Here is an 18,668-nt window from a genome sequence, read left to right on the forward strand (position 1 = left end):
CTATTTTCAAATCTAACTCCCTTTGAATATGATGAGGAATATGTCATATTAAAATTAGAAAAACCAGCGAAGGAAAATAGTCTATTTAACATTCAAGACCTAATCGAACTCTACCCATTATCTGAACAGGCAAAAAACTCAATTGAATCAAAAATTGATGTAAGAATTAAACTATCTAAGCCAATTTTCGAAGATATTTTGGAGGTAATTGAGTCAAATATTCAACAACAGGAAATATTAAAAGCAATTGACGCATTGTGGAAAATATGTGATTTTAAAGAGGCAAATACAGATTACATAGAAAGAATTGGCTTCGGTAATATTATGCGAGGTCTTGACTTTAGAAGAAATGGCATAAAAGCTAAAAAAATCGAAACCGGCAATTATTGGAACTATGTTATCGCGTATGATAGAATTGACTATTTCCCCAATACGAATTTAGGTTACTTTTTTGATGCCGGTCAAGCATTTGCTTACAGTAAAGGCTTACCTGGCCTGGAAGGAACGGCTTTACAAAGCTTATTGGATGGTGTTAATTCGAAAAATCCGCTCATTAAATTCAAAGAAGCAATCGAAATTCTTGAAACGAGCGAAATGGCGAAAGGTTACATTGCCCAAACAGGCACCGATCAAATCAAATCTTACATTATAACTCCTCTTTATTTCATGCTTAAAGAAGAACTTAGAAAGACAGACGATTTGGCTGATTCTATTCTCATAAAAAGACTGCCTTATTTACAAAAAGAATTTGAAGAATCATTTAAATATGCAATTGTGTTACTGGGAGCTTTTTTTGGTTTCAGAAAGTTTTATGATGCCTACTACGACAGTCTTAATCTTAGATTTTATAAGAATGCCATCCAGCCACAAGACCAAAGTAACGTCGATGGCGATGAGAATAACCGAATATTAGTTCCAAAGGAAACAAAAGGCAGTTCGTTATCTGAGAGAAACGTTGAATATCAAACACTTGAATTTGATATTCCTACGAGAGCTAATGAAATAACAATTGAAATAGATAAAAAATCTTCAGGTTCCATAGATGGATTACCAAGTCTGCCGTTGTTTGATGTAGAACCCTCAAGCAACGTTTTAGAAAAATATAAACAGATAATTTTGGATCAATTAACCCTTAATGGCGAACTAACGTTAACAGAACTGGGACAAATTCTTAAAAAAGAAACAAACAGAAAACCTGCAAATAATGCCATTGAAAAAATCATTGACCACCTTGAAAACGTAAAAATTTTTGAAAAAGGCAAGAAAGTAAAATGGGCCAAGTTTTCGAAATAAGTAGTTAATGGAATATACTGCGGGCAAGAATCAACTTAACTCAATCACTCGCCATTTAGGATGAGTGTAGATATATTTTTTGCCACCATTTCTTGAAGTAATCTTAGCTAAAATCCTAAATTTGCTGGCAACGGGATAAATGGCAGTCTTTTCGGTTAGTTCTTTTGAACATGATACATGCATTTCGGGCAAATAAGGGTATTGTCCTGGTAACGGCCTTATATGCACTTTCCCATGAAGCCCGGCGGTACTTGCCGGTTCAAAACTTTCAACGTCAATTTCAGAATATTCTTTCATGATTAAGTTTTGATTTTAGAAATAGCTAATATATTAAATCTTGGCTTTCATGATTTAATATTTTGTTTTATTATTCCTTCTTAAGTTATAAGATGTCTAAATATAAAGCCTCGGATGATTGGTATACATGGTTGGTAGAACAAAGCAGAACTGACCATATTTATGATCTAATCCATAATTATTTGCCGCATGACTTTAGCCCAATTGACGGTGATTTTATCCTGTTAGCTTTCGAAGACTTGCCTCAAATATTGCAGGTAATTTCCGGTGCTTACTATAACGCAAGCCGGAGGCAGTTGCTATTTATAGGGAACGTGAAATATGTAGTTGTCAGCAATAATCACCTTGCTGAATATTTAGAAGCTGCCAGGCAAATGAAAGTGGTTATTGATGAACACGGTAATTCTTACATAAGATTGTTATTTACTCAGCCTGAGTATGAAAATGATAACGACGACGACGAAACTCAGTCCACGAAAATTGAATCTCATCCGGACGATGTATTGAAACTATGCTGGGACTTGGTCGTTACGGGAAAAGATAAAGAGCAGGCGTTATATTACGCTTTAGTTGGTGAATCCTTTTTGATGGACAGGCAACATGAGTTGACTCAATCTGGCGGCGCTATAGGCGAGGTAATAAGGGTGTCTATCGGCTTTAGTATTATCGCTGCTGCTTACATCTGGAATGACCGGGTTGCAGATGCTGCAAAATGTGATGAAAACTACCTCTTTAAACCATACTTATGGTCCCACATGGACGCAACTATAAGGGGTTACCTTGAATTGTTGATGATAAGAAAGAACGCTCATTATTTAGACTTTCTTTTCAGCAATCTGGAATTTAGAACACACTTTATTGTCCATTATGAAACTCACATGTCCATCATCAACCCAAATTTTGAATGGACAAAAATGAGGGAAATTGTCCCTGTATTAAACCGCGTAAACAATAATAAACTTTACAAATAAACATTAATACAATACAAGTGACAAAGTGAAATGATTTTCGTTGATCTAAGCTCCGCTAATCTATCGTCATATCCATCTCCTTGGAAGTGGCTCTGGTTTTCGGTGGTAGCTCAAACGCTTTTTTATGAGGCCCATAGAAGAAAGGTTAAAAACGGTCTTGTTGTTTTTAAAACGGTCTTAAAATACCTTCATCGTCTGACAGAGCATTACTACCTTTCAAAAATCAGTCATTTCAGTTAATTGCGGTAAATCAACCATAAGATTGCTTTTCCTTATTTATTCTGTCATCGCTTTGCAACAATCGTCAAAATGGCAATTTATTAAAAATCCCTAAAGCGGGATAATTGTATATTTCATATTATCTGACCTTTAAAAACAGTAGTATATGAACACATCAATCAATTTTTCAAAAGCAAGCTTTAAAGACTTTGAAAACGTTCCTGGGCTCAATGCCTTCGAACGAGCGGGAATCTTCCAGCAGTTCACGGATTATATGGTAGAAAATGGACAAATGAACTTCCGTTTTATGACAAGCAAAAATGGCTGCGGGCCTGAAATGTGGGTAGCCTCCCCTTTTAACAAGACCCCTAAAAAATGTATTAGCCTCGTTTCTAATGATTACCTGAATTTCACGCAACACCCAGCAGTAAAACTCGCTGCCATCAATGGCATCGAAAAGTATGGGACAGGCGCAGGCGCATCCCCGTTGATCGGAGGACATCATGACTATCATGAGATGTTACAAACCAAAATTGCCGGTTTCTTTGGTCGCAGCCCTGAATCTGCTTTAATATTTACTACTGGTTATACTGCCAATAGCGCAACATTGTTAGCACTTCTTAAAAAGGATGATATAGCCATATTGGATATGGCCGTTCATGCCAGCGTTTATGAAGGCGTTAAAGAAACTAACCTTAAAATGTTTTTGCATAATAACCTGGAAGTCTTGGAAAGGATTCTAAAAGAAGCTGAACACAATTATAAAACTAAACTGGTTGTAATAGATGGGGTTTATTCACAGGATGGCGACCTCGCGAATATGCGTGAGATATATGATCTCACAAAAAAATATGGTGGATTCCTAATGGTTGACGATGCCCACGGGATAGGTGTATTAGGCAAAAATGGCCGTGGTGCCATTGAAATTTACGATATGTTGGATAAGGTTGATATAATTGCAGGAACATTAAGCAAAGCTTTCGGCCACATTGGTGGTTTTATTGTTTCTGACCCAAAGATTATCAACTTCCTTAAATTTCAATCACGTCAACAAGTGTTTTCATCAACCTCAACGCCTGCTGCGGCTGGTCTGTTAAAAGCAATCGATCTTATTGATGAAGAACCGATATGGCGCAGTATGCTTGCCGATAACATGGCTTATTTTAAGAAAGGTTTAACCGATATGGGCTTAGACATTGGAAATACGGCATCTCCTATTATTCCGGTTAAAATCGGCGATGCACATAAAACAGGGGATGCGGGCAGGCTTTTATTAGAAGCTGGGGTTTATGCTAATACCATTGTTTACCCCGGAGTGTCAAGGAAGAATGCAAGGATTAGAACCAGTTTGATGGCTACTCACACGCGGGAACATTTGGACAAAGCCCTCAACGCATTTGATTATGTAAACCAAAAATTGCATATTTCCCGTAGTTAGTACAGGATATATGCAAAAGAAAATTTACGCCGGGATCAAAAACGATAAAGAGCGTTCAAAAAAAAAGATTTTGGATGCCGTGGGTATTATCATTAGGAGCCAGGGATACACCGGGCTGACGATTACTAACATCGCCAAAGTCGCGGGAGTAAGTCGGCGACTGATCGACAAGTATTATGAAAGTGTAGATCAGCTTGTAGAAATTTATGTCAGAGGCAAGGATTATTGGGTTGCCCCAGCGGGCAATACCGGCTCAGTAATGGCAAATTCGGGCAGCCTGGATACCCGTAGTATTTTAGAAACATTGCTCGTTAATCAGCTGGAGTATTTTAGCAAGGAAGAGGAAATGCAAAAGATCGTTCTTTGGCAGATAAGCGAACGTAGTAAGATAATGTTTGAAGTTGCCGAAGAACGTGAAAGGCTTGGTGCTGAATTCTTCAAGATGTCTGACCCTTTTTTTGATCATACAGATATTGATTTGCGTGCCATAGCTGGGCTTTTGGTGGGCGGGATTTACTATATGGTCTTACATGCCAAGTCCAACGATAGCCTATTTTGCCAGATTGACGTAAATTCAGTAGATGGACTAAACAGGATAAAAAAAGCTATCGGGGAAATCTTATTTGATACCTACAAACGAGCGGAAAAGCAAAAAGGTAAAAAGCACAAATAGGTTTAATTTTTTTTATTTAGCAAGATTTCAACTTTTTCACGTTCGCTTTTGAGTAGGCTTTCGTATAACTCAATGATTTTTTCAATTGGATTTTCAACAGTAAAATTGTGTGCATTTGCCACGGAATTGTTAAAAGTAGTGCTTTCGTAAAAGTTATTTGTGTAATTGAAAACCCCATCTTCTTTAAATCCTTTAAGTCCATCTAAGGTTACTCCTAAAACATCAGCAATCTGCTTTAACCTACTTTCTTCAATCTTCTCGCTTTGTTCCAAAAGAGACACAGCCTGTTTCGTAATATTAAGCCCTTTCCCCACTGCATCTTGCGTCATTCCGCGAAGTTTCCTTATCTTCTCGATATTTCGACCAATATGTCCTGGTTTGGCTGTAGTCTCAAAATCCATAATAATTTATAACCGCGTGTTTAATCTTTACTATTTTTAAATCCATCAAGTTCTTGCTGGCTCTTCACTAGTCGGTCTATCAATTCACTAATAATTTCTTTGGAATTGAACTGTTGACCGTTTATACTTCCTAATGCATTATCTGACATCGTATTTCCATGAACCTCTATTTTGAAATCATGTAGGTGTGTACTATTGATATAGTAAACTATTTTATCATCATCGAAGTTCTTGATTGCGTCCGAAGTCACGCCAAGTATTTCGGCAATTTGCTCTAAAAGCTGCTCTTCGATCTCGTCCTGTTGTTCAATATTTGAATATTGTTTTTGTGAAATACTTAATTTATTTGCAACATATTCCTGTTTAATTCCCCTGAATTTCCGAATTCGCTCAACTTTCCTTCCCATGGAAAGATTTCCGTTTTCGTTTATAGTATTTTCCATTTATGAATAATTATTTATAAAGTTACTAAAAATCAAGTGTGATTTCCTAAAAGTCAAGTTTATAATTTTCCCACTACAGGGACAATTTTGTTACTTGGACTTAATTATCATGTGCAATATAAACAATAGCCCAAAATGCAAAAAGAAAGATTTAACGGGCTTTTGTACTGAGAAAAATCTCAATTCGGTTGCACCTAAGAAATTTTTTTGGCTATCTCCATTCCTAACGGCTAAGGAACAAGTAGCGACAGGTCTTGCAACAAGTAAGGCTGACTCTTATCCATTACAGGATCCGATAAAGAACATTATCTGCCATCCTGAATGAGATTCTTTAAGGACAGCCTCTGATCAGTTAATAGTTAATAAAGAGGCTGTCCTTTAGATTTAGACAATAGTTTTTTACCAACAATCTCCTTTTCCATGAAAAAATTAACGACCATAATCGTCAGGGCTCCGCTTTGCCCCAAATCGAGCATACAAAAAAAGTTTCTTTACTTCTTATTTTTTCCATTATTTCTGCTGCCATCTAAATTTCTTTATGCCCAAAACTCGCATTCGCTGACCATAAAAGGCCTGGTATTCTCTGCAAATGATAAAGGTTTTTTACCCGGTGCCACTGTTAGAAATAGCGATGGAAAAAAGACTGTTACAGATATTCAGGGTGAATTTGAACTAAACACATCTGATACAACGGGGACTATAACAATCACTTTTGTAGGATATAAACCAACAACAATATTTTATACATCAAGAAATTTTGGTCCTTTTAAAGTTGGTTTAATACCCTTAGCATCCCAATTAAATGAAGTCATAATTTCAACCGGTTATCAAACCATTCCAAAAGAAAGAGCAACAGGATCATTTGTTCAACTGGATAGTGCACTTATTAACCGCCGGGTAAGTACAGACATTTTAAGCCGCCTGGAAGGCGTAACTTCAGGCTTGTTATTCAACCGCAATACTAGTGCATCATCCACCGGTACGCTTGATTTAAGTATTCGTGGTCATAGCACCCTGTTTTCAAACGATCAGCCCCTGATTGTTGTCGATAATTTTCCTTACGATGGTGATATAAATAACATTAATCCAGATGACGTAAGCAGCATAACCGTCTTAAAGGATGCCGCAGCCGCATCTATATGGGGTGTAAGGGCCGGCAACGGCGTGATTGTCATAACGACAAAAAAAGGCAAGTTAAATCAAAAGCTTTCGATTGGATTTAATGCCAATTACACCTTGGGCGAAAAACCCAATATTTATTATGATCCTAATTTCCTGGATGCGAACGACTTTATAAACGTTGAACAAACACTGTTTAAACTCGGATTTTACGATAGTCAGCTTGCATCAGGCAACCAGGTAGTTTCACCGGTAGTACAGCTTCTTGCTGATGCAAGAGCGGGAACAATTCCGAATGCCAGCGCGACCGATCAGATAAATAGTCTCCGCAACTACGATGTCAGAAACGATATCAATAATTACTTCTACAGGTTATCCGGGACCCAGCAATACAATCTTAATCTTAAGGGTGGAACAGACAAAAGCGACTATTACTTGTCTTTGGGTTATGATGACGACAACAGTAATCTCGTCGGCAACAAAAACGACCGGATTACGATAAACAACAGTTATAATTTTTACCCGGTAAAGGGTCTGCAATTTTCCGCTGGATTATTTTATACTAAAACAAATACTCAAAGCAACAACACGGTAAGCGGAATAACAAGCGTAGCCGGAATGAATAATATCTATCCTTATGCGCAACTGGCTGATGCCAATGGGAATCCTCTACCTATCGTTCATAATCTCCCTTTCAGCTTTATTAACAGCCCGGCAAACGCAAATTACCTTGACTGGAATTACAGACCGCTTGATGAGTTAAAAAACGCTGATAATACCTCTTCGTATTTCGACAACAGGATAACATTGGGGCTGAAATATAGCTTTTTGAAAGGTTTCAGTTTTGATGTAAAATATGCTTATGAAAATGTAAAAACGAATGTTAACGACTATTTCAATCCAAATACTTTTTATGCCCGAAACCTCATCAACGAATATTCCCAGGCGAACTCCAACGGGAGTTTAACATACCCGATTCCAATTGGCGGAATTCTGCAACAAAGTGACGCAGAACTAATATCAAACAGGATAAGAGCACAGTTAAATTACAGCCATGAATGGGGAGTAAATTCGTTTTCCGCTATCCTTGGTTCTGAACTAAGTTCCATTGTAACTCAAGCCAATGAACCTAGTCCGGCTTATGGATACAATAAAGATACAAGGACAAATTATCCGGCTATAGATTTTGTTGATTACTTCGGCCTTTATCCGAACTCGCTTGGCTCAGCTCAAATACCGAATAATCAATCTTATTCATTGGCTACTGACCACTATATCTCCTATTTCTCAAACGCTGCATACACCTACCGGGAGAAATATACTATTTCAGCCAGCGGAAGGATTGACAAATCCAACCTGTTCGGTGTAAATACTAATCAAAAGGCTGTACCATTATTTTCAACGGGATTAGCCTGGGATATTGGCAAGGAACAGTTTTATCCGTTTGAATGGTTGCCTAATGCAAAGCTCAGGGTTACTTACGGCTATAGCGGAAATATCAATAAAAGCGCTACAGCTGTGACTACTTTATTGCAGTCCAGCAATTCTTATCTGACCGGCCTCCCATACAATGTAATTGCGAACCCCGGAAATCCAAACCTTGGTTGGGAAAAAGACCGCATGATAAACATCGGCCTGGACTTCGGCACAAAAAATCAACTTATTACAGGTACTGCTGAAGTCTATTTCAAGAAGGCTACTAATCTTTTTGGAAATGCAGTTCTCGCCCCATCGTCAGGATACCAGTCAATTTTTGAAAATACGGCAAGCTCGTCAGGAAACGGAGTAGATATTACAATAAACACCCGCAATATTTATACTCCGGAGTTTCGCTGGTTAACCACCTTTTTATATAGCTACACCTTAGATAAGGTGACCAAATATGATGTGCCGTCTAATGCAATCACTTATCTCACCGGGGCGGATGGAAACTCTGGCGGTATAACGCCTATCGTCGGAGCACCGTTATTTGCTATTTACAGCTATAAAGCGGGCCCGCTTACCCATGCTACCGGCGATCCGCAAGGGTATCTGAACGGTCAATTGAGCACCGATTATGCTTACATCATCAACAACACGGCACCATCTGGATTAGTCTACAACGGCCCGTCCCGCCCGACCTCATTCGGCTCTTTAAGAAATACGTTTTTTTACCAAAATTGGTCCCTCTCATTTAACGTTGTTTACAAACTCGGTTATTATTTCAGGAGATCATCTATTTCCTATTCTAACTTATATAATGGATGGCAGGGCAATAGTGATTTTACTAAGCGCTGGCAGAAACCAGGCGACGAATTGACAACCACCGTCCCTTCGATGCCCTTGCCGCCATTGGACGACAACCGGGAATTCTTCTACGATTATTCACAAACCTTAGTGGATAATGGGGATCACATCCGAATGCAGGACATCACATTAAGTTACGATCTGGCAAAACACCTGGGAAAACGGTCGCCGTTTAATTCCCTTACGGTGTATGGCAATATCAATAATGTAGGAATTATTTGGAAAGCAAACCACGATGGTCTAGACCCTGATGTTTTTTCCAACGGCGCCGAAACGGGTCTGCCAATTCCCAGAACATATTCAATAGGGGTCAAATCGAACTTTAAATAGACGGAAAATGAAAACAAATCACTACTTAGGTGCTCTACTAATATTTGTGTTTACAGTTGTTTTGGCTGTAGGCTGTAAAAAGGAAAATGGCTTTTTGGATACAAAGCCAAACCAGGCACTTGCAGTGCCGACTTCGGTTTCGGATCTACAGTTACTTATTAATAATGAGGCGATTTTTAACCGGTTTTACCCCGCGCTTGGAGAAGCCTCGACCGACGATATCAATTTGGACGCTAGCATCTGGTTAAGCGATCTCGCCACGGATAAGAATGCGTATATCTGGGCCAAAGATGTTTATGCAGCAGGCGCAAACGTGCAGGACTGGAGTTTCCCTTATCAGATGGTTTACTACGCAAATACGGTATTGTCTACGCTGCCCAATATCGCGGTCAGCACCAACGAGCAAAGCGCGGCTAATACAGTGAAGGGTAGCGCTTATTTCTTCAGAGCGGTCGCTTTTTTTAATTTGCTCCAGGTATTTTCGATGCCTTACGACACAGTTACTTCGGCGCAGGATTTAGGCATACCCCTGAGATTGACAACCGACCTGAATGCGAAAGTACCGAGGTCAACCGTCGATCAGTGCTATACACAGATTGTCGCTGACTTAATCGCTGCAGAGCCGCTTTTGCAGGATCAACCGACGAGTATAACAAAGCCCTCCAAAGCGGCCGTTTATGGCCTGCTTTCCCGGATCTATTTAAGCATGGATAATTATACACAGAGCCTGAATTATGCTTCAAAATTTTTGACCCTGCATAGCCAACTGCAGGATTTCAATAAACTAAGTCAGACGGCATTTCCCGTTTATCCAAATTATTCACCTGAAGAAGTATTTCATGCTGGATTACTGGGTTACAAATCAATTGGATTTAACGTTGCGGTCGACAGCAATTTGTATAAGTTATACAATGACCCCAATGACTTGCGGCTGGCTATATATTTTCGAAAGCTTAGTGGACGAATAGAATTCAGAAGTCAGTTTGACAGGAAGAGCAACGCCTCTTCGACAATTTCTACTGATGAAATTTATTTAACAAAGGCCGAATGCGAAGCCAGGTTAAATAACACCTCAACCGCATTAGCAGATTTGAATACACTACTAGTTACCAGGTGGAAGACTGGCACTTATAGGCCATTAACAGCAAATTCAGCTGCTGATGCGCTGAAGCTGATACTAACGGAACGGCGCAAAGAGCTGGTGCTGACCAGTCTGAGATGGCTCGACCTGAGAAGACTTAACAAGGACCCTCGCTTTGCGATCACCTTATATCGAAACCTCAGCGGGGTGACTTATAGCCTTCCGCCAAACGATCCACGGTATGCATTGCCTATTCCTAACAATGAAATACAAGTAAATCCAATTCCGCAAAATAGCCGCTAAAAAGAGTATGAAAAATTTATTAATTCTGCTATTTATTTCTTGTTTAGGATGGCCCGCGAGCGGTCAATCACCGAAGCGCAATACGAATATTACCGGACGGGCCGATTTTCTAAACGATGGTGATATAGTAACCCTGACCGTATATCGAGTCGGGTTACTTGAACATATCTATCCACTTTTTAAACAGTACCAGTCAACCGTCAGCAACGGGGTCTATCATTTTTCGCTGACCGGGAAGGGTGCCATACAAAACATTTCAATTCAGTTTCCAAAAAAGCAGGAAGAAGATCTGATGTATTACACGGTTTCCACCGAAGACAACCTGGAAGTAAAAATGAACCATGGCAACACCCAAGTCACCAAGGCCCAGGATTCAAGTTTTATGGTCCAGTACCGAATAAGAAAAATTGAAAATCGTTTTTATGAGTCAGATATTATTGGTTTACAGCACGATATGTCCAATATTGAAAGTGTATTTAGGAATGCTGATTCGCTCAAAGATGCTTCACTGGCACTCATTGAAAAAAGCAAAGCTGATTTGAGCATCGTTATGTACAGTTACCTGAAACAAGAGGTGATATTCAAGACGGCGGACATTAAGTTCGGTCAGCTTGCTTCTAACAGAGGCAGCAGAAAAGAAATCATAAATTATGCCGGCAGCTCAATCGCTAAAAAATACCTTCAAACACATCCGGTAAGTGAGCCAGATTTCAACTACCGTTATCCCAATTATCCAACGTTGATAAATTACCTTTATGATAAATACGTTGCTGACAACTTTCTGAAGGGGAATACTTTCGACCCCGCAATCGCTATGTCCTATTTTATCGCTGGCTATTCTGGTACCGTGAGGGAGTTGCTGTTAATAAAAACCATTATTCAGGCAAAGGATTTTAATTCTGATTTTAGCTTGTCCGTTAAAAATAACCTCAAATATATCCATGAACCCGAAAATGTACAGTTTGTTGACAATGTGCTTTTCAGATTGGATGGTGCTGATGCCTATAACTTTTCTCTGGTGGATGAGAACGGGAGAAAGATCGAATTAAATGATTTTAAAGGTAAAGTGATCGTTCTTGATTTTTGGTACACGGGCTGCGGGAATTGCGCAAGATTAGCACCTGATATGATAAGATTAGAAAAAGAATTTAGGGGCAGTCCCGTCGTATTCATTGGTATAGGCATTGATAAACAAAAAAAACTTTGGTTGAAAAGCGTGAAAAGCGGAGTTTATACGAATCCCGGTATAAAAAATTTATATACCGATGGAAATGGAGCCAAAGACCCTGTTTTACTGCATTATAATGTTACCGGGTACCCCACATTGATTTTGATCTCTAAGCTTGGAAAAGTTGTCAACCTGAAACCAGAGGCATTTTATGACGGTGGCATAGAACTCAGGAAAAAAATATCCTCTTGTTTATAAAATTCAAAACCCCATTGCTTTGCAGAGGCAATGGGGTTTAACCAGTTTATTGGTAAACTGTTTGGTCAGCAGTGTGTCCGGCAGGCACCTTGTCGGGCTGTGGAACATTAGAAGTAGTAATAGTACATATTGAGTTCAACGCGGTAGATGCGCAACCTGAGGTCGGCTGTACCGTGGTCCACCTGAAATGCCCAACGCCGTTTTGCTTGGCGTAATAGGTAACAGAGTTTTTCTTAGCAGCTGGGCTAAATGCAAATGCGCTTCCGATACTGCTGATTGCAGCAAAAGCCATTACGGCCATTTTTAATTTTTTCATAACACTTGTTTTTAAATTTGATAAATGCCGGTTTTTATAGCCAGGACCAACTTCAACCTGATTTCGCGCGTGAAATATCTTGTAGGTCAAATTCGTTTCGTTGTCTCCGGTTGTCGATCCGGCCGAATATTTAACCCTATTATCGTTATTGCTAAAAAGAAAATATTAAACACCAGGTGACGCGGCCAGGTAAGCATTCTGATGATGCCTCCGCATGAACAGGGTACCTTTGGAAATACATGGACCAATATCGCTGCGATATAGAGCGTAAACAACGACATCGTTAAAAGTGTTGCCTTCAGCCCGATTAACCGTGTACTGTCCTTGAATAACAGAACTGCGATTACGATTTCAACAGGAGGAAGAATTCCTATGAGTACAGTACTAAACCACTGCGGAAAGGGCTGGCTGTACATCGCTCTTTTGAACTGGCCAAAATCAAAATACTTACTAAAACCAGCATACAAAAACATCATAATGATGAGGGTGGCGATAGCGTCCGACAAAAATGCTTTTTTCATCATTCATTAAATTGATAGGATAGGAAATTTGACCTTTGAAGGATTTTGGCACCTTAACAGAAAATGAATAATTCCAGACTGCCCGGTCATAAAGCCAGGTTGTGGTCTACTGTCACTTCCATCCAGCCAGTAATACTCCCCGCTGTCGGAAATTTTTCCTGCATGTAAAAAGAATGCAGCAATTTGGTTCGCTCTTTCCAGCCACTCTTCATTTTTAAAAACTGCATGGGCTTCAAGAAATATTTCTCCCAGTCCTGCCAACCCAGCAGCCTGGCTAAAATAATTACTGGTAATTCGGGCGGGATGCGAAAGCAGTGCGCTAACCGCTGCATCTTTATAACAAGGCTCGTTATAAATTTCAAAAGCTTTTATGAATACAAATGCAACACCTGAAAACCCATATTCCATCCAAGGTTCGACACTGGACGATTTTATATTCACAGTCCAGACCTGCTGACCGTTAAGGAGTGTTCTATTTTTTAACAACCACCGGAGCGCTTTTAACGCACCTGTTTTAGCATTTTCACTGAAATGCTGCTCTCCATATAGCATTAGCAAATAACTTATTCCCGCAATTCCCTGAAGTAGGCTGTATATTTTGACTCCATTGTCCTCTGGTCTTTGCCTGACATCCCAGGACCCGTCAGATTTTTGGGCCTTTAAGATCGTCAATACAATATCTTCCAGGCCAGCACCAAAGGCAGGAAAATTAATTAACCTTGCACATTTCATCATTGCAATTCCCTGGCCGCTAATCCCATCAGCAATATTCAACAGCGTCGATTTTGGACTTAAAAGCTTTGCGATCAGATCGAGGTTTGAAATAGACTGATCTAATTGCCCGTTCCTGATCATGGTTGCAATCAAAACAGCCAAACCGGCTGTCCCGTTCATCAGACCAGAGGGGGCGTTATTTTCGGGGTCATTAAAGTATGCCTTTACCAATTCGAAATTATCATAAAAGGCATCCCTGTTTTTCCCCAGATCGAATCCGGTTTGATCTCCGAGGGACAATAAATATAAAATGCCTGAGACGCCGGAATAAAAACCTGGATACCAACTTTCACTTTTTAACTCATTTCCAATTTTAGGATCATCAATCAACGTTTTTGTTAACCATGTTTTATTGTCGGAAAAAAGAAGTATGCTCCAGATTGACTTGATGGCTGACTCCAGTTTCACAGGCAGCAATACAGATATGGGTTCAACAAGCTTTGTAGAACTGATAGTGTTAGTTGTTAAAACTAGGGCCTGTAGTAATTCCAGCGTATGTCTTATTGATCGTAAATTCGGTCGTCGTTCCTGGTCACTATCCCAACAGCTACAGATCAATGACAGTAACCTTTGGTTCTTTATAAAAAACGCCAGCGATTCATAAAGTTCTGCACCATTTGTATCGGCAAATTTCGTTGGAGAGATTCCGGTGAATGTCCTAATCAGTAACCCTCCCAAACCATAGATATCATCTGCTGACTGTGGTTCTGTGCAACGCCTTTGATTCGGTGACATGTAGCCTTCAGTCCCCAGTGTGAAAAATGGTTCTGGTTTGCTTTCCTGAAAGTTGTAGCATAGTTCAATATCAATCGCGTAAAGCCTGTTGTCGCCGGTAACAATAAAATTTTCAGGGCTAAGGTCGCGATGTAAAAAGCCGTTATGATGAAGTTCTCCAATTAAATCAACAGCCTGGATTAGCAAATCAACGAGTTTGATTTGAATGGCCGGATCTATCTCATCCCAAAAATACCCCCCTTGGAGAGCACTTATAAAATCGTTTAAAGACTCGCCTTCTATAAACTCCATTGCAAAATAGGTGTCCCCATTCTGTTCAAAAAAATCAATGGGTACTGGTACGCGAACTATTTTGCAGAGTTTCGTTTGTACATCAAATTGCCATTTAAGCCGGTCGCTTATGTTCCGGCCGGCATCGTCATAGCATTGAAATGCCTTTCCCTGCTTAATAATGCACCACGTTATATTGGTCCATTTTGAAAGGTTAAGCCCTTTATAAACATTTCCCTTAGCATCGCCCTTAAGGTTCTGTATTACAAAATATTTGCCTTTTAGCCATTTTATAGGTTTCACGGCCCGGCATTTAAATTCCTTAAAGGGCCAGTCCGGATGATTTATCTTTTTTAGATAAACATTTTTGGCAGACAAATCCCAATAAGAGGCATAGACTGAATTTTTCAGATGATAGGCAGTAGGGATCGCCGGTCCCAAAAGGTCACTTGACATTTCAACAAGGCATGAGATGGACGAATAAAACAAAGCCGGATCCGCTATATAAAGGTTAATAAACTTTCCTATGTTTTGATAGCCGTAACCACCGTCTAATATTGATTCGTGTAAAACGCTGTTTATAGGAAGGTCGAATCCAAAATCTGTATGCTGTAAGAATGAAAATAGCCTGTTTAAAAAAATCTCAGCTTGCGCGCGAATTATTGATACATGAATCACCCAACCAGCGTGGGTACGATCTACATTGACTACCAGTCGCGGATAATCGATAGCATAATTAAAGCCATAGGTTTTTACCAGCGTTTCATAATTCTTGAAATGATGATGATTTACTTTATCCCCGTTTGTAGAAACAGGATCCGCTTCCTTAGCATTAACGGTAATGTTAGCGTTTTCCATAGTGCTTTTATTGTTTGATAAAGCTACAGGTGCAACGGAGTTTTAATTATTGAGGAAGCGTACAAAATATCAGATATTCCATATCAAATTCGGAATTGGTGATCAAGAAATAAATCCGGGAAGAATAACAAAAATCCCACTGGAGGGAAAATACGACACGGTCAAAAAACCAGTCAAATTACGCTTAGTAATCCGTTAATTTTATGACCTACCATATGTAATAGGAGATTTACCTTATTAAATAAAGTGAAGCGATCAGATTGTCTGGTTGAAGTAAATCAATAAGCTAATCCCTTATGTAACCTGCTGAAAGTTTCTTTGGTTACATTAAGATAAGACGCAACAAGATAATGAGGAATTCTCTTGAGGACGAAGTTTTCATGTTCGGCCACATAATCGTAACGGTCCCTTGCGGCTGGAATCCGTAACAATTTCTCCCGGTAATGTCCGGTCATTAAGGCCTCGTTTAATAACAGGAGCATCAGCTCATTTAGTTCATGATTGGACTCCATTACCTTTAATATATGCCTGAAGGAAACCGAAATGACCGATGTCTTGGCTATGGCGTTGATATATTCCTCACTTGCTTGTTGGTTAAATAAGCCTTGCGGGATAATAAGCTCTCCATCCTGTTTGAACCAGGTAGTAATCTTTTCATTTCTCCCTTCTATTGCCCCGCGTACCAGCCCGCTCTGTATATAGTAGATAGAACTCGCGTAATTCCCAGGCGATAAAAATGTTTCCTGCGCTTCAAACCGGTTATACCGGAATCCCTCCGTCAGGGCAGTGCAAGCCTTAACTGGAAGGTTTCGCGTCCGGTTTAGTCGTTGGATGAAAGCTGTGGAATCTATCATTATTAATCCATTTGATAACAAATTACTACAATCTTAAGCCAAGGGTCAAGTGGCTAAAGGTTACTAGAAAATAGCCATCCCGGCGCTCAGCGCATATTTTTGTAAAATTTCTTTACAATTAAAACAATTGTCCCGTTTATGGGATAATTTGTATGATATTTGCTTTAACGGTTAAAACGTTCATTCTAATGATATTCCCGGCTTCGAAATAGTGATCTACGATGTTTAAAATTATTGCCATGGCTACTACCTTAACTAAACTTAAAGGATTCATCCAGACTTACCTGGGCCCAAGTTCCACCAATTTTCACGCGGAAGAGCGGGAAGACCTGAAAGGTGATATTGAAGAAATGAGCCAACTGCTGATCTGGGAAATAAGTGAAGATGTCAACGCGGCTGCAGGACTGGAAAAACATACCTACATCGAAAGTTTGGTTGCGCAACTGACTTACATCTCGGATGGGATTACCGGTTTCGATAAAGAGGAACAGTCATTGCCGCTGGGGGAATTCCAGCAATGGGTGTTATACAAGATCGCTGAACTATTAGAACATACCCGTTCCTATTTTGCAGCATACTTCAACTTTGAAAGGGAACTTCCTTCACGCTTTCTTGAAGTTTACCGTAACGCATACCCTAAGGCAGAAGAAGAACTAACAGGTAAGATGGCGATACATGATATTGACCCGGACCTGGCGAAATTGATCATCTATTTTAGCCAAACACCAAACGGCACAGACCGGTTTCGCATAAGAACCTGGCGCCAATGGGATCATCTTCAGAAAACGGTAAGAGAGATTAATCATTTTTTGGATAGCCCTGCTGTCGGAATTACTAATCTGGAGTTACTTAAATTGTTGGTTGCGCGCGAATTTAACAGCATCCAGGTGTATGGCTATTTTGTCAAATACATCGAAAAAACGACCTTGGGTGAAACCTCCTTCCCGGAACAACAGCAGGAATTGCTTTATTTGCTAAAAACTTTCAGGCAAGTGCGGGTCGAGGCGGAATCTGTCTATAATCCCACGGTTCAATCGCTTAAGCTGTCTGTAATTGAAAGCCTCGAAGCTGAACTGACCTACCTGGAACAAAAGGAGAAACTGTATCTGCAGAGCTTCAAAGCAACAAACCCTGAAGCGCCCTCTAAGTTTTATTTTAAAGTGGCCGTTACCCTGGCTGAACTGATGTTTTTCTTCAGGGTGATGCTGGAGGTGGGTGTAATATCAACAAAATTTAATTCCTACCTCTATGAGTTTATATCAAATCACATCCAAACAGAAAGAGCGGAAAACATATCTAAAAAAAGTATGCGGAATCATATTAATAACAAACCCTTCCCAGACCGGGTGGTACAGAATGTAAAGTCCTGGCTTGACAAGATGACGAACCATATTGATCTTTATTATAAGCTGTAAGTGGTTCAGGCAGAGGGTTCCAATAAATAAAGCAAGTCGTTTTTCCTGAGAAGGCTGATAATCTCATTGAACCTTACATAATTAAAATTCTCTTGTTTTCTAATCTCCTCCCATCCGAAATCGATCAATTCCTGTAATCGATTAAAGTTAAGGCTCCTCAGGTAAAGCCGAGACTCTTTGCTGAGCTCTAACTGGTCAATGGGGCATTCCAGTATTGCTGTTTCGATATTTTCCATAAAAAATTAGCGTGGGTCACCAGCTATCTGTTACAAGAGGTACGGCTAAGAACCTACACACAGGGAAAACCAATGCCCACGCATAACGTGGACGATCAGTCTATTTTCCCCCTTGTGTTTTTTTGAATTTAGCCGATTCCCTGTAACAAGGTAAATAGTGTCGTTTTTATATTTTTCTGTCTTTTCCTTTTTTATTTCATATTCCAAAGGTAATCCTAACACCATTGGCAACCAATAGTAATTAATAACAAATATTTTAAAATAATTGGTCTGAATGGATTACTACCTTTTTTTAACATTAATACATAAAACATCCGTATTTCTTTAAATATGACACTTTTGGTTGCCATGTTAGCCACTTTTCAGCATGGATTACATTGGTGATTTTCGTATAAATTTCACCATTAAA

At 39.6% G+C, this 18,668-nt stretch carries 16 protein-coding genes; 8 read left to right on the top strand and 8 right to left on the bottom strand.

Features of this window, described 5'->3' with window-relative positions:
- Nucleotides 1-1,293 (top strand): hypothetical protein (locus QZX97_RS13115; RefSeq protein ID WP_295664699.1); only part of this gene is annotated, 1,293 nt, incomplete at its 5' end.
- Between the two features lie 30 nt (nucleotides 1,294-1,323).
- On the opposite strand, the gene QZX97_RS13120 is transcribed toward QZX97_RS13115, so the two are convergent.
- Nucleotides 1,324-1,590, bottom strand: a complete 267-nt coding sequence (locus QZX97_RS13120) for a hypothetical protein (RefSeq protein WP_295664700.1) — start codon at nucleotides 1,588-1,590, stop codon at nucleotides 1,324-1,326.
- Nucleotides 1,591-1,682: 92 nt separating this feature from the next.
- Here QZX97_RS13120 and QZX97_RS13125 point away from each other — a divergent pair, with 92 nt between their 5' ends.
- The 3 genes from QZX97_RS13125 to QZX97_RS13135 all read left to right on the top strand — a co-directional run bounded on the left by QZX97_RS13125 (nucleotide 1,683) and on the right by QZX97_RS13135 (nucleotide 4,891).
- Nucleotides 1,683-2,561: a hypothetical protein gene (locus tag QZX97_RS13125; RefSeq protein ID WP_295664701.1), complete on the top strand. Its 879-nt coding sequence runs from the start codon at nucleotides 1,683-1,685 to the stop codon at nucleotides 2,559-2,561.
- Between the two features lie 385 nt (nucleotides 2,562-2,946).
- Nucleotides 2,947-4,218: an aminotransferase class I/II-fold pyridoxal phosphate-dependent enzyme gene (locus tag QZX97_RS13130; RefSeq protein WP_295664702.1), complete on the top strand. Its 1,272-nt coding sequence runs from the start codon at nucleotides 2,947-2,949 to the stop codon at nucleotides 4,216-4,218.
- Nucleotides 4,219-4,228: 10 nt separating this feature from the next.
- Entirely contained in the window at nucleotides 4,229-4,891 is a 663-nt protein-coding gene (locus tag QZX97_RS13135; RefSeq protein WP_295664703.1) for a TetR/AcrR family transcriptional regulator, read from the top strand.
- Nucleotides 4,892-4,893: 2 nt separating this feature from the next.
- Here QZX97_RS13135 and QZX97_RS13140 read toward each other — a convergent pair whose 3' ends face one another.
- The gene (locus QZX97_RS13140) at nucleotides 4,894-5,292 is read right to left on the bottom strand and encodes a helix-turn-helix domain-containing protein (protein ID WP_295664704.1); all 399 of its coding nucleotides are present in this window, start codon (nucleotides 5,290-5,292) and stop codon (nucleotides 4,894-4,896) included.
- A 20-nt stretch (nucleotides 5,293-5,312) separates the two neighbouring features.
- Nucleotides 5,313-5,735, bottom strand: coding sequence for a helix-turn-helix domain-containing protein (locus QZX97_RS13145; protein WP_295664705.1), 423 nt, complete (start codon nucleotides 5,733-5,735; stop codon nucleotides 5,313-5,315).
- Nucleotides 5,736-6,155: 420 nt separating this feature from the next.
- Here QZX97_RS13145 and QZX97_RS13150 point away from each other — a divergent pair, with 420 nt between their 5' ends.
- From QZX97_RS13150 to QZX97_RS13160, 3 genes are read left to right on the top strand one after another with little or no spacing between them, the layout of a single operon-like run.
- Nucleotides 6,156-9,470 carry a SusC/RagA family TonB-linked outer membrane protein gene (locus tag QZX97_RS13150; protein WP_295664706.1) on the top strand — a complete coding sequence of 1,105 codons (3,315 nt, stop codon included), beginning with the start codon at nucleotides 6,156-6,158 and terminating at the stop codon, nucleotides 9,468-9,470.
- A gap of 7 nt (nucleotides 9,471-9,477) precedes the next feature.
- A complete protein-coding gene (locus QZX97_RS13155; protein WP_295664707.1) occupies nucleotides 9,478-10,854 on the top strand; it encodes a RagB/SusD family nutrient uptake outer membrane protein in 1,377 nt (458 codons plus the stop codon).
- 7 nt (nucleotides 10,855-10,861) lie between these two features.
- Nucleotides 10,862-12,280: a TlpA disulfide reductase family protein gene (locus QZX97_RS13160; protein WP_295664708.1), complete on the top strand. Its 1,419-nt coding sequence runs from the start codon at nucleotides 10,862-10,864 to the stop codon at nucleotides 12,278-12,280.
- A gap of 46 nt (nucleotides 12,281-12,326) precedes the next feature.
- On the opposite strand, the gene QZX97_RS13165 is transcribed toward QZX97_RS13160, so the two are convergent.
- The 4 genes from QZX97_RS13165 to QZX97_RS13180 form a co-directional block, all read right to left on the bottom strand.
- Nucleotides 12,327-12,596, bottom strand: coding sequence for a DUF6520 family protein (locus QZX97_RS13165; protein ID WP_295664709.1), 270 nt, complete (start codon nucleotides 12,594-12,596; stop codon nucleotides 12,327-12,329).
- 86 nt (nucleotides 12,597-12,682) lie between these two features.
- The gene (locus tag QZX97_RS13170; RefSeq protein WP_295664710.1) at nucleotides 12,683-13,120 is read right to left on the bottom strand and encodes a MauE/DoxX family redox-associated membrane protein; all 438 of its coding nucleotides are present in this window, start codon (nucleotides 13,118-13,120) and stop codon (nucleotides 12,683-12,685) included.
- A gap of 3 nt (nucleotides 13,121-13,123) precedes the next feature.
- Nucleotides 13,124-15,754 (bottom strand): lanthionine synthetase LanC family protein, encoded by a 2,631-nt coding sequence (locus QZX97_RS13175; RefSeq protein WP_295664711.1) that lies wholly within the window; start codon nucleotides 15,752-15,754, stop codon nucleotides 13,124-13,126.
- 278 nt (nucleotides 15,755-16,032) lie between these two features.
- Nucleotides 16,033-16,608, bottom strand: a complete 576-nt coding sequence (locus QZX97_RS13180) for a cyclic nucleotide-binding domain-containing protein (protein ID WP_295664712.1) — start codon at nucleotides 16,606-16,608, stop codon at nucleotides 16,033-16,035.
- Nucleotides 16,609-16,847: 239 nt separating this feature from the next.
- On the opposite strand from QZX97_RS13180, the gene QZX97_RS13185 reads away from it, so the two are divergent.
- A complete protein-coding gene (locus tag QZX97_RS13185; protein WP_295664713.1) occupies nucleotides 16,848-18,023 on the top strand; it encodes a hypothetical protein in 1,176 nt (391 codons plus the stop codon).
- 5 nt (nucleotides 18,024-18,028) lie between these two features.
- On the opposite strand, the gene QZX97_RS19105 is transcribed toward QZX97_RS13185, so the two are convergent.
- Nucleotides 18,029-18,259 carry a DNA-directed RNA polymerase subunit alpha C-terminal domain-containing protein gene (locus QZX97_RS19105; RefSeq protein ID WP_363152515.1) on the bottom strand — a complete coding sequence of 77 codons (231 nt, stop codon included), beginning with the start codon at nucleotides 18,257-18,259 and terminating at the stop codon, nucleotides 18,029-18,031.
- Nucleotides 18,260-18,668: the final 409 nt, after the last annotated feature.

The sequence above is a fragment of the uncultured Mucilaginibacter sp. genome, assembly GCF_903893715.1.
Taxonomy (GTDB): domain Bacteria; phylum Bacteroidota; class Bacteroidia; order Sphingobacteriales; family Sphingobacteriaceae; genus Mucilaginibacter.

Excerpts from the sequence above, each read along its gene's own strand:
- QZX97_RS13155 (WP_295664707.1), top strand. The coding sequence starts at position 9,478 with ATGAAAACAAATCACTACTTAGGTGCTCTACTAATATTTGTGTTTACA.
- QZX97_RS13180 (WP_295664712.1), bottom strand. The coding sequence starts at position 16,608 with ATGATAGATTCCACAGCTTTCATCCAACGACTAAACCGGACGCGAAAC.
- QZX97_RS13160 (WP_295664708.1), top strand. The coding sequence starts at position 10,862 with ATGAAAAATTTATTAATTCTGCTATTTATTTCTTGTTTAGGATGGCCC.
- QZX97_RS19105 (WP_363152515.1), bottom strand. The coding sequence starts at position 18,259 with ATGGAAAATATCGAAACAGCAATACTGGAATGCCCCATTGACCAGTTA.
- QZX97_RS13185 (WP_295664713.1), top strand. The coding sequence starts at position 16,848 with ATGGCTACTACCTTAACTAAACTTAAAGGATTCATCCAGACTTACCTG.
- QZX97_RS13135 (WP_295664703.1), top strand. The coding sequence starts at position 4,229 with ATGCAAAAGAAAATTTACGCCGGGATCAAAAACGATAAAGAGCGTTCA.
- QZX97_RS13175 (WP_295664711.1), bottom strand. The coding sequence starts at position 15,754 with ATGGAAAACGCTAACATTACCGTTAATGCTAAGGAAGCGGATCCTGTT.
- QZX97_RS13145 (WP_295664705.1), bottom strand. The coding sequence starts at position 5,735 with ATGGAAAATACTATAAACGAAAACGGAAATCTTTCCATGGGAAGGAAA.
- QZX97_RS13165 (WP_295664709.1), bottom strand. The coding sequence starts at position 12,596 with ATGAAAAAATTAAAAATGGCCGTAATGGCTTTTGCTGCAATCAGCAGT.
- QZX97_RS13125 (WP_295664701.1), top strand. The coding sequence starts at position 1,683 with ATGTCTAAATATAAAGCCTCGGATGATTGGTATACATGGTTGGTAGAA.
- QZX97_RS13130 (WP_295664702.1), top strand. The coding sequence starts at position 2,947 with ATGAACACATCAATCAATTTTTCAAAAGCAAGCTTTAAAGACTTTGAA.
- QZX97_RS13170 (WP_295664710.1), bottom strand. The coding sequence starts at position 13,120 with ATGATGAAAAAAGCATTTTTGTCGGACGCTATCGCCACCCTCATCATT.
- QZX97_RS13140 (WP_295664704.1), bottom strand. The coding sequence starts at position 5,292 with ATGGATTTTGAGACTACAGCCAAACCAGGACATATTGGTCGAAATATC.
- QZX97_RS13120 (WP_295664700.1), bottom strand. The coding sequence starts at position 1,590 with ATGAAAGAATATTCTGAAATTGACGTTGAAAGTTTTGAACCGGCAAGT.
- QZX97_RS13150 (WP_295664706.1), top strand. The coding sequence starts at position 6,156 with ATGAAAAAATTAACGACCATAATCGTCAGGGCTCCGCTTTGCCCCAAA.